Below are 14,616 nucleotides of genomic sequence, written 5' to 3' on the forward strand. Positions count from 1 at the left end.
ATGAGCGCAGCAGAAGAAGTCGTTGGCGAAGGCCACGAGGCGGTCGAGGCGGTTCCGAAGCGGGCCATGACGCTGGGCACAGGCACCTCGCTGGTGGTGCTGGTGGCGCTGTTGATCGTGCCGGTGTTCGTCAAGAATTTCGTCATCTTCCAGATGACGATGCTCCTGATCTACGGGCTCGCCGTGCTGGCGCTGAACATCCTGACCGGCGGCTCCGGCCAGTTCTCGCTCGGCCAGAGCGCGTTCTACGCGGTCGGCGCCTATGTGTCCGCGGTGCTGATGGAGCATGCCAACGTCAACTACGCGCTGACCATTCCGATTTCCGCTGCGGTCTGCTTCGGATTCGGCTACCTGTTCGGCAAGCCGGCGCTGCGGCTGTCGGGCGTCTATCTCGCGCTCGCGACCTTCGCGCTCGCCACCGCGATGCCTCAGCTGTTGAAGCTGAATTTCCTCGAGCACTGGACCGGCGGCGTGCAGGGTCTCGTCGTCACCAAGCCCGATGCGCCGTTCGGCCTGCCGATGTCGCAGGACATGTGGCTGTACTACTTCACCCTCGCCGTGACGCTCGCGATCTACATCTTCTCGGTGAACCTGCTGCGCTCCCGCTCGGGCCGCGCCTTCATGGCGATCCGCGACAACGAGATCGCGGCCTCATCGATGGGCGTCAACGTCGCGCTGTACAAGACGCTGGCCTTCGGGGTGTCCGCCGGCATCACCGGCGTTGCCGGCTCGCTCGGCGCCATCGCCGTGCAATTCGTCGCGCCGGACAGCTACACCATCACGCTGGCGATCTCGCTGTTCCTCGGCATGGTCGTCGGCGGCGTCGGCTGGTTGCCCGGCTCGTTCGTCGGCGCGGCCTTCATCATCTTCGTGCCGAACATGGCGGAGAGCATCTCAAAAGGCCTCTCCGGCGCGGTGTTCGGCGTACTGTTGTTCCTCGTCATTTACCTGGTGCCGCACGGCTCGAGGCAGATCGCGATCCTGGGCCAGCAACTCGCCGGCAAGCTCAGAAAGAACTGAAGACTCTCATCAAGGCGTTCATTGAAGAAGGAGACCGAATTGCGTTTTGGAAGAACACTGCGAGCCGCCGCGCTGGTTACGGCAACGGCGGCCATTGCCCTCACCTCCGGCGCTGCACTCGCCCAAAAGAAATACGACACCGGCGCGTCCGATACCGAGATCAAGATCGGCAACATCATGCCGTACAGCGGTCCGGCGTCGGCCTATGGCGTCATCGGCAAGACCGAAGAAGCCTATTTCCGGATGATCAACGACAAGGGCGGCATCAACGGCCGCAAGATCAACTTCGTCAGCTATGACGACGGCTATTCGCCGCCGAAGGCCGTCGAGCAGGTCCGCAAGCTGGTCGAAAGCGACGAGGTGCTGGTGGTGTTCAACCCGCTCGGCACGCCCTCGAACACGGCGATCCAGAAGTACCTCAACGCCAAGAAGATCCCGCAGCTCTTCGTCGCCACCGGCGCCACCAAGTGGAACGACCCGAAGAACTTCCCCTGGACCATCGGCTGGCAGCCCTCCTACCAGAGCGAAGCGCAGATCTACGCGAAATGGCTGATGAAGGAGAAGCCGGACGCCAAGGTCGCGATCCTCTACCAGAACGACGATTTCGGCAAAGACTACCTCAAGGGCACCAAGGACGGCCTCGGCGCCAAGGCCTCGTCCATGATCATCATGGAGGAGAGCTACGAGGTGTCCGAGCCGTCGATCGACGGCCACATCGTCAAGATCAAGGCCGCCAATCCCGACGTGCTGCTGATCTACACCACGCCGAAGTTCGCCGCCCAGACCATCAAGAAGACCGCCGAGCTCAGCTGGAAGCCGCTGCAGATCCTCACCAACGTGTCGATCTCGGTCGGCAGCGTGATGAAGCCCGCCGGCTTCGAGAACGCGCAGGGCGTGCTGTCGGCAGCCTATGCCAAGGATTCGACGGATCCGCAGTGGGCCAACGACCCCGGCATGAAGAAGTGGAACGAGTTCGTCGACAAGTACATGCCTGGCGCCGACAAGTCGGACACCAGCATGGTCTACGGGTATGGCGCCGCCTCGACGCTCGCCAAGGTGCTGGAGATGTGCGGTGACGATCTCACCCGCGCCAACATCATGAAGCAGGCGGCGGCGTTGAAGGATTTTGCTCCGGACACGCTGCTGCCCGGCGTCAAGATCAACACCAGCGCCACCGACTTCGCCCCGATTGCGCAGCTCCAGATGATGCGCTTCAAGGGCGAGAAGTGGGAACTGTTCGGCGAGATCATCAGCGGCGACGTCGCCTCCGAGTGACACGCTGACGCTATAATTGAAGTCGAAAAGCCCCCGCGGGCGACCGCGGGGGCTTTTTGTTGACGGAAGGCGTCAATCTTGTTCAATGCGGCGCCGATCCATCTCGGGGTAGGAGAACAATGGCTGCCGTTCGTCTTCAGGTTGCGACCATTCTGGCCGCATTCGCGTTGTGCACCGCAATGAGCAGCGGAGCGCTGGCGCAAAAGAAATACGACATCGGCGCCTCCGACACCGAGATCAAGCTCGGCAACATCATGCCCTATAGCGGCCCCGCCTCCGCCTATGCCGTGATCGGCAAGACCGAAGAGGCTTATTTCAACATGATCAACGCCGAGGGCGGCATCAACGGCCGCAAGATCAAGTTCATCTCCTATGACGACGCCTATTCGCCGCCGAAGACGGTGGAGCAGGCGCGCAAGCTGGTCGAGGGTGACGGCGTGCTGCTGATCTTCGGCTCGCTCGGCACGTCCACCAACAGTGCCATCCGCAAATACATGAACGACAAGAAGGTGCCGCAATTGTTCGTGGCGAGCGGCGCCTCGAAGTGGAACGACCCCAAGCAATATCCCTGGACCATGGGCTGGCAGCCGAGCTACGTCAGCGAGGCACGCATCTACGCCAAGTACATCATGAAGGAGAAGCCGGACGGAAAGATCGCCGTGCTCTACCAGAACGACGATTTCGGCAAGGACTATCTGAAGGGGCTGAAGGAGGGCCTCGGACCCAAGACCTCGATGATCGTGCGGGAAGAAGCCTACGACACCTCCGAGCCGGCGATCGACGAGCGCGTCGTGAAGCTGAAGTCCACGGGCGCCGATATCTTCATCAGCATCACCAGTCCGAAATTCGCGGCGCAGGGGATCAAGAAGGCGGCGGAGATCAACTGGCATCCGATGCAGATCATCTCCAACGTCTCGGCCTCGGTCGGCGGCGTGCTGGAGCCGGCAGGCCTGGAGATCTCGCAAGGCATCCTGTCGGCGAGCTACGCCAAGGACGGGTCCGATCCGCAGTGGAACGCCGACGACGGCATGAAGAAGTTCTACAATTTCCTCGCGCAGTACGAGCCCAAGGCCAACAAGCTCGATGCCGGCGTGGTGTTCGGCTATGCCGCGGCGCAGACCATGGTGAAGGTGCTGCAGATGTGCGGTGACGATCTCACCCGCGAAAACGTCATGAAGCAGGCCGCAAGCCTGAAGGATTTCGAGCCCGACACGCTGCTGCCCGGCATCAAGATCAACACCGCACCGGACAATTTCGCTCCGATCGAACAGCTGCAGATGATGCGCTTCAAGGGCAGGAAGTGGGAGCTGTTCGGCGACATCATCTCGAGCCAGCTCGGCCATTGAAGCCGCGCAGGCGCGCAATTCAAAATAGCTTGTATTCCACGCGACAACTTGTGCGTCGCTGAGCGGCGACGCGCCTCATCTCGCGCGCCGGAATATTCCGCATCCTCTCGAAAAAAGAGCGCCTTGCTGCGGCCGCGCCGGCGCGGCGTTCTCCTTGCTGGCCGCCCGAGAAGGGTATTCAATGTGTGCCGAAGCGACGCGAAAAGATCGCTTCCAATCAAGAACACGACACATTCAACCGACCTAGGGAGATCAAGATGCCTGCAATGCATGTGCGATTGGGGGCCTTCTCGGCTGCCCTCGTACTGGCTGCCACCCTGTCCACGACGGCGTTCGCGCAGAAGAAATACGACACCGGCGCGACCGACACCGAGATCAAGATCGGCAACATCATGCCCTACAGCGGACCGGCTTCCGCCTACGGCGTGATCGGCAAGACCGAGGAGGCCTATTTCCGCAAGATCAACGCGGAAGGCGGTATCAACGGCCGCAAGATCAACTTCGTTTCCTATGACGACGCCTATTCGCCGCCGAAGACCGTGGAGCAGGCGCGCAAGCTGGTCGAGAGCGACGAGGTGCTGCTGATCTTCAATTCGCTCGGCACGCCGCCGAACTCGGCGATTCAGAAATACATGAACCAGAAGAAGGTGCCGCAGCTGTTCGTCGCCACCGGCGCCACCAAATGGAACGATCCGCAAGCCTTCCCGTGGACGATGGGCTGGCAGCCGAACTACCAGAGCGAGACCGTCATCTACGCCAAGTACATCCTGAAGAACAAGCCCGACGCCAAGATCGCGGTGCTCTATCAGAACGACGATTACGGCAAGGACTATCTGAAGGGCTTCAAGGACGGGCTCGGCGCCAAGGCGGCCTCGATGATCGTCATCGAGGACAGCTACGAGGTCTCCGAGCCGACCATCGATTCGCACATCGTGAGGCTGAAGGCCTCCGGCGCCGACGTCTTCATGAACATCACCACGCCGAAATTCGCGGCGCAGGCGATCAAGAAGAACGCCGAGCTCGGCTGGAAGCCGCTGCATTTCCTCAACAACGTCTCGGGCTCGATCGGCGCCGTGATCAAGCCGGCCGGCTTCGAGAACGCGCAGGACATCGTCTCCTCGCAATATTTCAAGGACCCGACCGACGCCCAATGGAAGTCCGACGCGGCGATGATCGTTTGGAACGAATTCCTGGATAAGTATTATCCGGAAGCGAACCGCGCCGACGCCTCGGTGATGTACGCCTACATCGTGAGCCAAGGTCTCGTTCAGGTGCTGAAGGCCTGCGGCGACAATCTGACCCGCGAGAACGTCATGAAGCAGGCCGCCAGCATCAAGGATTACGAGCCGGCCGGCCTGCTGCCCGGCATCAAGGTCAACACCTCGGGCAGCGACTTCGCCCCGCTCTCGCAGCTGCAATTGATCCGTTTCAAGGGCGAGCATTGGGAGCGATTTGGCGACATTTTGAGCGGCGACGTCGGCGGCTGACATTAACCAGTCGCCGAAGATACGGCTCAAATCGACTAAAGGCGCAGCCCCTGCGGCGTTGCCGCAGGGGCTTTTCCTTGAAGCTTTCGGGCAAATCGTATTGAATTGCGACCGCGTCACCAAAAACAATCAAGCCAAGAAAAGGAACGCGCACACATCAAGAAAAATAGGGAGATTTGGAATGCCCGCTGTCACCGGCAAGCTTGCGGCCGCATCACTTGCGCTCGCGCTTTTTGCGGCCACGACGTCGACCGCATCGGCCCAGAAGAAATACGATACCGGCGCGACCGACACCGAGATCAAGATCGGCAACATCATGCCCTACAGCGGACCGGCCTCCGCCTACGGCATCATCGGACGGACCGAGGCCGCCTATTTCAAGAAGGTCAACGAAGAGGGCGGCATCAACGGCCGCAAGATCAATTTCGTCTCCTACGACGACGCCTATTCGCCGCCCAAGACGGTGGAGCAGGCGCGCAAGCTGGTCGAGAGCGACGAGGTGCTGCTCGTCTTCAACTCGCTCGGCACCCCGCCGAACTCGGCGATCCAGAAATACATGAACTCCAAGAAGGTGCCGCAGCTGTTCGTCGCGACCGGCGCCACCAAGTGGAACGATCCGCAAGCTTTTCCCTGGACGATGGGCTGGCAGCCCAACTACCAGAGCGAGACGCAGATCTACGCGAAATACATCATGAAGACCATGCCGAACGCCAAGATCGGCGTGCTCTACCAGAACGACGATTACGGCAAGGACTACCTGAAGGGCCTGAAGGACGGCCTCGGCGCCAAGGCCGCAAGCATGATCGTGCTGGAGGAAAGCTACGAGACCTCGGAGCCGACCATCGACAATCACATCGTCAAGCTGAAGGCGACCGGCGCCGACGTCTTCGTCAACATCACCACGCCGAAATTCGCGGCGCAGGCGATCAAGAAGATCTCCGAGATCGGCTGGAAGCCGACCCACTTCCTCAACAACGTCTCGGCCTCGGTCGGCAGCGTGATCAAGCCCGCCGGGTTCGAGAATTCGCAGGACATCATCTCTGCCGCCTATCTGAAGGACGTGTCCGATCCGCAGTGGAAGGACGACGCCGGCATGAAAGCCTTCCTGGAGTTCATGACGAAGTACTTCCCCGAAGGCGACAAGCTCGACGGCGGCACCATCGTCGGCTACGGCGTGGCACAGACGCTGGTCGAAGTGCTGAAGAAGTGCGGCGACAATCTCACGCGCGAGAACGTCATGAAGCAGGCGGCAAGCCTGAAGGACTTCCGCACCGAGGTGCTGTTGCCCGGCATCAAGATCAACACTGGCGCGAACGACTTCGCACCGATCAGCTCGCTGCAGCTCATGAAGTTCAAGGGCGACAAGTGGGATCTGTTCGGTGACGTGATCAGCGCCGACGCCGGCGGCTAGCCTACAGCTGGATCCGCGTGCTCCAAAGGGCCCTCCGCGAGTTTATCGCGGAGGGCTTTTTGCCGCGCGCCGATCGTGATCACGCGATTGCACAATCGAATGACGGCAAAGCCTGCTTACGCTTTCGCGCCTGATGCGGTAGGCATGTGACTGGCGGCGCCTGCCGCCGACGTGTTCCCGTCTGCCAAGTTCTTCAGTGTCAAGTTCTTCAGTGTATCAAGGCCCCCTCGTCATGACCGATCGCCGTCCCTTGCTCCGCGCGCTCTACGACGCCGCCGTTGCCGCTGCCCATCCCAACGTCGTGCTGGCGCCGCATCTGCGCCCCGCGCCCAAGGGCCGCGTGATCTGCCTCGCCGCCGGCAAGGGCGCGGGCGCGATGGCCGCGGCTGCGGAGCGGCACTATCTCGACGCCCTGGGACTCGCGCCGGAGCGCCTCGTCGGCATCGCCACCACGCGCCACGGCTACGGCGTGCCGACGCGCCGCATCCGCGTGGTCGAGGCCGGCCATCCCGTTCCTGATGAGGCTGGCCTCAAGGGCGCGGCCGACACGCTCGCGCTCGCGGGCGAGGCCGGCCCGGACGATCTGCTGCTGGTGCTGCTCACCGGCGGCGGCTCGGCGAACTGGATCGCGCCGGTGGAGGGCGTCAGCTTCGCGCAGAAGCAGGCCGTCAACAAGGCGCTGCTCCGCTCGGGCGCGCCGATCGGCGAGATGAACGTCGTGCGCAAGCATCTCTCGCGGATCAAGGGCGGCCGGCTGGCACGGGCCGGCAGGAACGCCGCCGAGATCGTGACGCTGGCGATCTCCGACGTGCCCCACGACGATCCGTCCGCGATCGCCTCCGGCCCCACCGTGCCCGATCCGACCACGCTGGCCGATGCGCGCGCGATCGTCGCGAAATACAAGCTCGCCATCGACGATGCCGCGCGTAGCGCGCTCGACGATCCCGCCAATGAAAGCTGCAAGCCTGGCGATGCGGCGTTTGCGCGCGCGCATTTCGAGCTGATCGCGCGGCCCAAGCAATCGCTCGACGCAGCAGTGAAGCTCGCGCACGAGTCCGGTTACGAGACCATCAATCTCGGCGCCGATCTCGAAGGCGAGGCGCGCGAGGTCGCCGCCGATCATGTCAGGCTCGCGCTTCAGGCCCGCGCGCAAGGCAAGCGCGTCGCGATCCTCTCCGGCGGCGAGCTCACGGTCACCGTGCGCGGCAATGGACGCGGCGGACCGAACCAGGAATACGCGCTGGCACTCGCCAGCCTCCTGAAGAACACCGTCGGCATCTCGGCACTGGCCGGCGATACCGACGGCGCCGATGGCGGCGCCGGCCATCCCACCGACCCCGCCGGCGCGCTGATCGATGCCGTGACTTTCGCGAAGATGAAGGCACAGGGGCTCGAGCCGCAGGCCTATCTCGACAACAACGACGCGACCACGTTCTTCGAGGCCACGGGGGATCTGCTTCAGCCCGGCCCGACGCTGACCAACGTGAATGATGTCAGAGTGATTTTGGTGGATTGAGGTCACGCTGACCCTCCCCCTCCAGGGGAGGGCAACAGTCAAAACTCGTTTGCGATCTTCGCGAGCATCGTGATCAAGGCTTCGCGGTTGCTCTGCCCGAGCAGGTCGTTCAGCCGCGCCTCGTGCTTGGTGGCAACGAGCTTCTTGGCGCGGGCCAGCACCGCCTTGCCCTTGTCGGTGAGCACCAGGATATGCGAGCGGCGGTCGTTGGTGGAGCGGATCCGCGCGCATAGGTCGCGGCTCTCGAGATTGTCGAGCATCGCCACGAAGTTCGGCCTGAGGATGCCGAGCGTCGAGGCGATCTCGGTCTGGTTACGGCCCGGATTCTTCTCAACCAGCAGCAGCACGGAGAATTGCGCCGGCGTGAGCTGGAGCGAAACCATGCAGCGCAGGAAGTTCTCGAACACCTTGAGCTGCGCCCGCTTCAGGACATAGCCGAGCTGTTCGGAGAGCTCGCCGAGCTGGAGCGCCTCCGCAGAACCCTGACCTTGCGGTTCGGCCGCGTCCTTGCGACCCTTGACCGGGTCGGCCGGCTTGTCGGAGGACTTTTCAGCGGTCTTGGAAACGGTCATCGCCTCGTGCTCGTAATCCCGCTAAATTCAGGACGGGTCGTTCCCCACCCTTGATGTTATATTTGATAATTGTTATGGACCATATCAAATATCGTCAGCGTTTTTCAATGGCTGTGAACGGACCGTCCACCGCAATCGGGGGGACCGGCCCGGATTAGGGGGAGCGTCCGGTCTTGAATACCACCATCATGCTGTTCCTGCTGCAGGACGGCATCACCAATGGCGCGATCTATGCGCTGCTCGGCCTTGCGCTGGTGCTGGTGTTCGCCGTCACTCGCGTGATCCTCATTCCCCAAGGCGAATTCGTCACCTATGGCGCACTGACCTACGCCTCGCTGGCGGCGGGCCAGATGCCGGGCACGGCAAAGCTCGCACTTGCGCTCGGCATCGGCGCCTTCGCCTTCGACCTGTTCGTCGCGCGCAAGGCCCTGCACGGACGCCTGATCCTGCGCAGCGTGATCGCCAACGTCGTGCTGCCGGCCATCGTGCTGGCGCTGACCCTGTACTTCGCCGCCCAGAAGCCGCCGGTCGCCATCTGCATCGCGCTGCCGCTGGTGATCGTGGCGATGATCGGCCTGTACCTCTACCGCATCGCGTTCCAGCCGCTGGCGCACACCTCCGTGCTGGTGCTGCTGATCGCATCGGTGGGCGTCCACCTCGCGCTGCAGGGGCTCGGCCTCTTGTTCTTCGGGGCCGAAGGCCAGCGCGGGCCTGCCGTGCTGTCCGGCGCCTTCACCGCCGGTGCGCTGCGCTTCACGGGCCAGAGCATCACGGTCTACGCGATCACCATCGCCTTCATCGTCGGGCTCTGGCTGTTCTTCGGCCTGACGCTTTACGGCAAGGCCTTGCGCGCGACCGCGGTGAACCGGCTGGGGGCGCGGCTTGCCGGCATCCGCACCACGCTGTCGGGACAGATCGCCTTCCTGCTCGCGTCCGTCATCGGCGCGCTGTCGGGCATCCTGATCGTGCCGATCACGACGCTGTATTACGACTCCGGCTTCCTGATCGGTCTGAAGGGCTTCGTCGCCGCCATCATCGGCGGCCTCGTCAGCTATCCCCTCACGGCCGTCGCGGCGCTGGTGGTCGGCACCGTCGAGGCGTTCTCGTCCTTCTACGCATCCAATTACAAGGAGGTCATCGTCTTCATGCTGCTGATTCCCGTGCTGCTGCTGCGCTCGCTCGCCGCGCCCGCGGTCGAGGAAGAGAAGGACTGAGGCCAAGATGCAGAGCCGGCTTCCCATCATCGTCTTTGCGCTTGTCATGGCGGCGATCCCGTTCATCCCGGGCATGCCACCGTTCTGGATCGTGCTGCTCGACAACATTGGCCTTGCCGCCCTGGTCGCGATGGGGCTCGTGCTGCTGACCGGCGTCGGCGGCCTGACCTCCTTCGGACAAGCCGCCTTCGTCGGCTTCGGCGCCTACACCACCGCGGTGCTGTCGACGGCCTACGGCGTGTCGCCCTGGCTGACCCTGCCGCTCTCGCTCCTGGTCAGCGGCGTGTTCGCAGTGCTGCTCGGCCTGATCACCGTGCGCCTGTCCGGCCACTACCTGCCGCTCGGCACGATCGCCTGGGGGTTAGGGCTGTTCTATCTGTTCAGCAAGCTGGAATTCCTAGGCAGAAACGACGGCATCTCGGCGATCCCGCCGCTGTCGATCGGCACGTTCAAGATGCTCTCGCCCGGCTCGATCTATTACGCGATCTGGGCTGCCGTCATCCTCTCGGCCCTGCTGACGATGAACCTGCTGGATTCCCGCACCGGCCGCGCCATCCGCGCGCTCAGGCGCGGCCATGTCGCGGCGGAAGCCTTCGGCGTGCACACGCCACGCGCCAAGCTCCTGGTGTTCATCCACGCCGCCGTGCTCGCCGGCCTCTCCGGCTGGCTCTACGCGCATCTTCAGCGCGCGGTGAACCCGACACCGTTCGGCGCGCATATGGGCATCGAATACCTCTTCATCGCCGTGGTCGGCGGCGCCGGCTATGTCTGGGGCGGCGTGCTGGGTGCTGCCATCGTCGTGATCCTGAAGGAGGTGCTGCAAAGCTATCTGCCGCTGCTCCTGCCCGGCTCCGGCCAGGTCGAGACCATCGTGTTCGGTATCATGCTGGTGGCGCTGCTGCAGCTCGCTCCGGGCGGGCTCTGGCCCTGGCTGATGTCATTCCTGCCCGAGCGGACCAGCGGCAAGAAGCCCGACACCTCGCTGAAACTGGAGCATCGCGCCCGCGCGGCCGGCGAATCCAACACCCTGCTCCAGGTCGACAAGGCGCGGAAGCAGTTCGGCGGCGTGGTCGCGGTCAACAACGTCTCCTTCGACGTCCACGCCCGCGAGATCGTCGCGCTGATCGGACCGAACGGCGCCGGCAAGAGCACGACATTCAACCTGATCACCGGCGTGCTGTCGGCGACCTCGGGCTCGATCTCGGTGCTCGGCAGGAAGGTCGACAAGGCGCCCCCGCAGGAGATCGTCAAGCTCGGCATCAGCAGGACCTTCCAGCACGTCAAGCTGGTGCCTGACATGACCGTGCTGGAGAACGTCGCGATCGGCGCCCATCTGCGCGGTCATGCCGGCCCCGTCTCCTCGATGCTGCGGCTCGACCGGGCCGACGAGGCCAAGCTGCTCGCGGAAGCCGCCCGCCAGATCGAGCGCGTCGGCCTCACCGAGCAGATGCACCAGCTCGCTGGCAGCCTTTCGCTCGGCCAGCAGCGCATCGTCGAGATTGCCCGCGCGCTGTGCGTCGATCCGATGCTGTTGCTGCTCGACGAGCCGGCCGCGGGGCTGCGCCACATGGAGAAGCAGCGCCTTGCGACGCTGCTCCGCGAGCTGCGCGACGGCGGCATGAGCGTGCTGCTGGTCGAGCACGACATGGGCTTCGTCATGAACCTCGCCGACCGCATCGTGGTGCTCGATTTCGGCACCAAGATCGCGGAGGGCACGCCCGCCACGATCAAGACCAATCCCGAAGTAATCAAGGCCTATCTCGGAGTGGCGGCATGAGCGCGCTGTTGTCCGTCACCGATGCGCATGTCGCCTATGGCAAGGTCGAAGCCGTGCGTTCGGTCTCGCTCGAGGTCGGGGCCAACCAGATCGTGACCATCGTCGGCGCCAACGGCGCCGGCAAGACCACGCTGCTTTCGGCCATCATGGGCGTCCTACCGTTGAAGGGCCGCGTCGCGTTCGCCGGCCAGGATCTCGCCCCCCTCGACATCGAGGACCGGGTCGCGATGGGGCTCGGCCTCGTTCCCGAGCACCGCGAATTGTTCGTGACCATGAATGTCGAGGACAATCTCGAGCTCGGCGCCTTCCGCATCGAGCGAAGCAAGGCGAAGGCCTCAATGGAGCGCGTCTACACGCTGTTTCCGCGGCTGAAGGAGCGGCGCAAGCAGCTCGCCGGCACGCTCTCCGGCGGCGAGCAGCAGATGCTGGCGATGGGCCGCGCCCTGATGGGCGAGCCGAAGCTCCTGATGCTGGACGAGCCGAGCCTCGGCCTCGCGCCGATCATCGTCGCCGACATCTTCCGCATCGTCACCGAGCTGCGCGCCAGCGGCGTCTCCGTGCTGCTGGTCGAACAGAACGCCCAGGCCGCGCTGAAGATCGCGGACCAGGCCTATGTGATGGAGCTCGGCGAATTCGTGCTCAGCGGCAAGGCAGCCGACGTCGCCGCGAACGAACGCGTCGCGGCAAGCTATCTCGGCTTCCAGCATGAAGGCGCGAGCGCGCTTTAACAACAAAGCCGAAGAACGGGCGACTCCTCAATAGCCGTAATAGGGGTCGCAACCACCGCCGTAGCCGTACCCGTAACCGCCGTAATAACCGCCGCCAGAGTAGGGGGAGTAGCCGTAATAGGACGACCCATAATAGGCGCTGCTAGCGATCGCTCCGCCGACCAGAGCCCCTGCGGCCAGGCCGTAATAGGGACGATAGCCATAGCCGCGACCATAGCCGAAGCCGCGGTAGTAACCGCCTCTGTAGCCGATGCCCCGGTAGGCGTAGCCCCCGCGCCAGCCGCCTCCCCAACCGCCCCGATAGCCCCAGCCGCCGCCCCGATACACTCCCCAGCGAACCTGGACCGTCTCGGGCGAAGCCGCATCTTTCATCGCCGCCAGATTGACCGGCAGCAAGGGCGCAGCCTGTGCCGCAACTCCGCCGATGCTGATCGCGGCAGCCACCGCGATTGCCGTCAATACCGCTCGGTGAATGCTCATGGTTCTTGCTCCTCCCTGAACCTGTCGTGAGCGGTCAACCAACTCACAACGAGGCGACCATTACTTGATCCAGATCAAGAGCGACGTACCGCGTAGTCAGGCCCCCTGAGGCAGTGGAGCCAAAACGTTGCTAAGCGACTTGCCCCTTCAGCGCCGCCACCTCCGCCTCCAGCTCCGCGATCCTCGCATCCCTCGCCGCCAGCGCGGCCGCCACGTCCGGCGCATCGAACTTCTGCGGGATGTGCTGCGGACAGTTGGTGTCCCAGGTCGTAATCGTGAACAGGATCACCTGCTCGGGCCGGGCGCGATAGCCCTTCGGCATCAGCGACGTCGTCAGCGCCTCGTCGTCCTCGACGATTCGCGCCTCGCCCCAGATCTTCACCCGGCGGCGATGAGCGTAGTCCATCACGAAGATATAGGCCTTGGGATTCTCCGAGAGGTTGCCCTGGGTGATGAACTGCTGGTTGCCGGCATAGTCGGCGAAGGCGAGCGTCTGCTTGTCCAGCACCTTGAGAAACCCCTTCGGGCCGCCGCGGTGCTGGATATAGGGCTGGCCATCCGCCGAAGCGGTGGCGAAATAGAAGCTATTGGCGTCAGCCAGGAAGGCCGCAAGGTTCTCGTCGACCTCGGTGCGCCAGCCGCGCTGCTCGCTACGCGCATAGGCCTCGCGCGAGCCCTTGCGGGCCTGAATCGCCTTCACCGCCGGCGAGAAGGCGACATCGCTGGCATAGGTATCGGTTGCTGTCGTCATCGGAACGTCTCCTGAAATTCCGGCGCATTCCTGCGTCTTTCACTGTTCAAGGTGGGCCTGCCGGACGCTAAAACAATCTGGCCACTTGACACTTCATCGTTGCAATATATGCAATAATGGGCATGGACCGGCTCGAAGCCATGCACGTCTTCGTCACCGTCGCCGATCTGCGCGGCTTTGCGCCGGCGGCGCGCAAGCTGCGCCTGTCGCCCTCGGCGGTGACGCGCCTGATTGCGGCGCTTGAGGAGCATCTCGGCGCGCGGCTGTTACAGCGGACCACGCGGCAGGTGACGCTGACCGATGTCGGCACGCGCTATCTGGAGCGCGCGCGGCGGATCCTCGCCGATGTCGAGGAAGCCGACGGCTCGGCGCGGCAGGAGCGCAACCGGCCGAGCGGACGCCTCGTGGTGTCGGCGCCGATCGGCTTCGGCCGGCTGCATGTCGGGCAGGTCATGACCGCCTATCTCAAGCGCTATCCCGAGGTCGCCTGCGAATTGCGGTTGTCGGATCATCTGGTGAACCTCGTCGAGGACGCCGTCGATGCCGCGGTGCGGATCGGCCACCTCGCCGATTCCTCGCTGGTCGCGCGCCAGGTCGGCGAGATGCGGCGGATCGTGGTGGCCGCGCCCGGCTACCTCAAGCGTCACGGCGAGCCCGGGACGCCGGAGGCCCTCACCGCGCATCAGGCCATCCAGTTCGGTCCCTGGTCCGCATGGCGCTTCCTCCGCGACGGCCGCGATATCGAGGTGCCGCTGTCCCCTCGTTTCATCAGCAACAGCGCCGACGCGGCGCTGCAATATGCCGAAGCCGGCGGCGGCGTGACGCGCGTGCTGGCCTATCAGGCCGCCGAGGGCCTGAAGCGCGGACGGCTCAAGATCGTGCTCGCGGCCTATGAACAGCCGGCGCTGCCGATCCATATCGTCTACCCGACCTCGCGCCTGCTCTCGGCCAAGGTGCGCGCGTTCGTCGATCTCGTGGTGGAGACGGCGGAATGGAGGTTTGGGTGAGGTCTCGTGCCCCGGACGCATCGCAGCGCACA

13 protein-coding genes are annotated in these 14,616 nt (G+C 64.0%); 10 read left to right on the plus strand and 3 right to left on the minus strand.

Annotated features, from left to right (window positions below):
• The 6 genes from HAP40_RS34165 to HAP40_RS34190 all read left to right on the plus strand — a co-directional run bounded on the left by HAP40_RS34165 (position 1) and on the right by HAP40_RS34190 (position 8,055).
• Positions 1-1,020: a branched-chain amino acid ABC transporter permease gene (locus HAP40_RS34165; protein WP_166813000.1), complete on the plus strand. Its 1,020-nt coding sequence runs from the start codon at positions 1-3 to the stop codon at positions 1,018-1,020.
• 39 nt (positions 1,021-1,059) lie between these two features.
• A complete protein-coding gene (locus tag HAP40_RS34170) occupies positions 1,060-2,295 on the plus strand; it encodes an ABC transporter substrate-binding protein (protein ID WP_166812998.1) in 1,236 nt (411 codons plus the stop codon).
• Between the two features lie 119 nt (positions 2,296-2,414).
• A complete protein-coding gene (locus tag HAP40_RS34175) occupies positions 2,415-3,641 on the plus strand; it encodes an ABC transporter substrate-binding protein (protein WP_166812996.1) in 1,227 nt (408 codons plus the stop codon).
• Between the two features lie 257 nt (positions 3,642-3,898).
• The gene (locus tag HAP40_RS34180; RefSeq protein WP_166812994.1) at positions 3,899-5,128 is read left to right on the plus strand and encodes an ABC transporter substrate-binding protein; all 1,230 of its coding nucleotides are present in this window, start codon (positions 3,899-3,901) and stop codon (positions 5,126-5,128) included.
• 181 nt (positions 5,129-5,309) lie between these two features.
• Positions 5,310-6,539, plus strand: a complete 1,230-nt coding sequence (locus tag HAP40_RS34185) for an ABC transporter substrate-binding protein (RefSeq protein ID WP_166812992.1) — start codon at positions 5,310-5,312, stop codon at positions 6,537-6,539.
• A gap of 232 nt (positions 6,540-6,771) precedes the next feature.
• Positions 6,772-8,055: a glycerate kinase type-2 family protein gene (locus tag HAP40_RS34190; protein ID WP_166812990.1), complete on the plus strand. Its 1,284-nt coding sequence runs from the start codon at positions 6,772-6,774 to the stop codon at positions 8,053-8,055.
• Between the two features lie 38 nt (positions 8,056-8,093).
• Here the strand turns inward: HAP40_RS34190 and HAP40_RS34195 are convergent, their stop codons facing one another.
• On the minus strand, positions 8,094-8,627 hold the full coding sequence (locus HAP40_RS34195; RefSeq protein ID WP_166812988.1) for a MarR family winged helix-turn-helix transcriptional regulator: 534 nt from the start codon (positions 8,625-8,627) through the stop codon (positions 8,094-8,096).
• 173 nt (positions 8,628-8,800) lie between these two features.
• On the opposite strand from HAP40_RS34195, the gene HAP40_RS34200 reads away from it, so the two are divergent.
• The 3 genes from HAP40_RS34200 to HAP40_RS34210 are packed head-to-tail and all read left to right on the plus strand — an operon-like array spanning position 8,801 to position 12,346.
• The gene (locus HAP40_RS34200; RefSeq protein ID WP_166812986.1) at positions 8,801-9,841 is read left to right on the plus strand and encodes a branched-chain amino acid ABC transporter permease; all 1,041 of its coding nucleotides are present in this window, start codon (positions 8,801-8,803) and stop codon (positions 9,839-9,841) included.
• A gap of 7 nt (positions 9,842-9,848) precedes the next feature.
• Positions 9,849-11,618, plus strand: coding sequence for an ABC transporter permease subunit (locus tag HAP40_RS34205; protein WP_166812984.1), 1,770 nt, complete (start codon positions 9,849-9,851; stop codon positions 11,616-11,618).
• Positions 11,615-12,346, plus strand: coding sequence for an ABC transporter ATP-binding protein (locus tag HAP40_RS34210; protein ID WP_166812982.1), 732 nt, complete (start codon positions 11,615-11,617; stop codon positions 12,344-12,346). Before HAP40_RS34205 ends, HAP40_RS34210 begins: the two co-directional genes overlap by 4 nt.
• 27 nt (positions 12,347-12,373) lie before the next feature.
• On the opposite strand, the gene HAP40_RS34215 is transcribed toward HAP40_RS34210, so the two are convergent.
• Together HAP40_RS34215 and HAP40_RS34220 are read right to left on the minus strand one after the other, a co-directional pair.
• Positions 12,374-12,826, minus strand: coding sequence for a hypothetical protein (locus HAP40_RS34215; RefSeq protein WP_208024855.1), 453 nt, complete (start codon positions 12,824-12,826; stop codon positions 12,374-12,376).
• A gap of 130 nt (positions 12,827-12,956) precedes the next feature.
• Positions 12,957-13,577 carry a pyridoxamine 5'-phosphate oxidase family protein gene (locus HAP40_RS34220; RefSeq protein WP_166812980.1) on the minus strand — a complete coding sequence of 207 codons (621 nt, stop codon included), beginning with the start codon at positions 13,575-13,577 and terminating at the stop codon, positions 12,957-12,959.
• Between the two features lie 122 nt (positions 13,578-13,699).
• On the opposite strand from HAP40_RS34220, the gene HAP40_RS34225 reads away from it, so the two are divergent.
• Positions 13,700-14,584, plus strand: coding sequence for a LysR family transcriptional regulator (locus HAP40_RS34225; RefSeq protein WP_166812978.1), 885 nt, complete (start codon positions 13,700-13,702; stop codon positions 14,582-14,584).
• The last annotated feature ends 32 nt before the right edge of the window (positions 14,585-14,616 follow it).

The organism is Bradyrhizobium sp. 1(2017), from assembly GCF_011602485.2.
Lineage (GTDB): Bacteria > Pseudomonadota > Alphaproteobacteria > Rhizobiales > Xanthobacteraceae > Bradyrhizobium.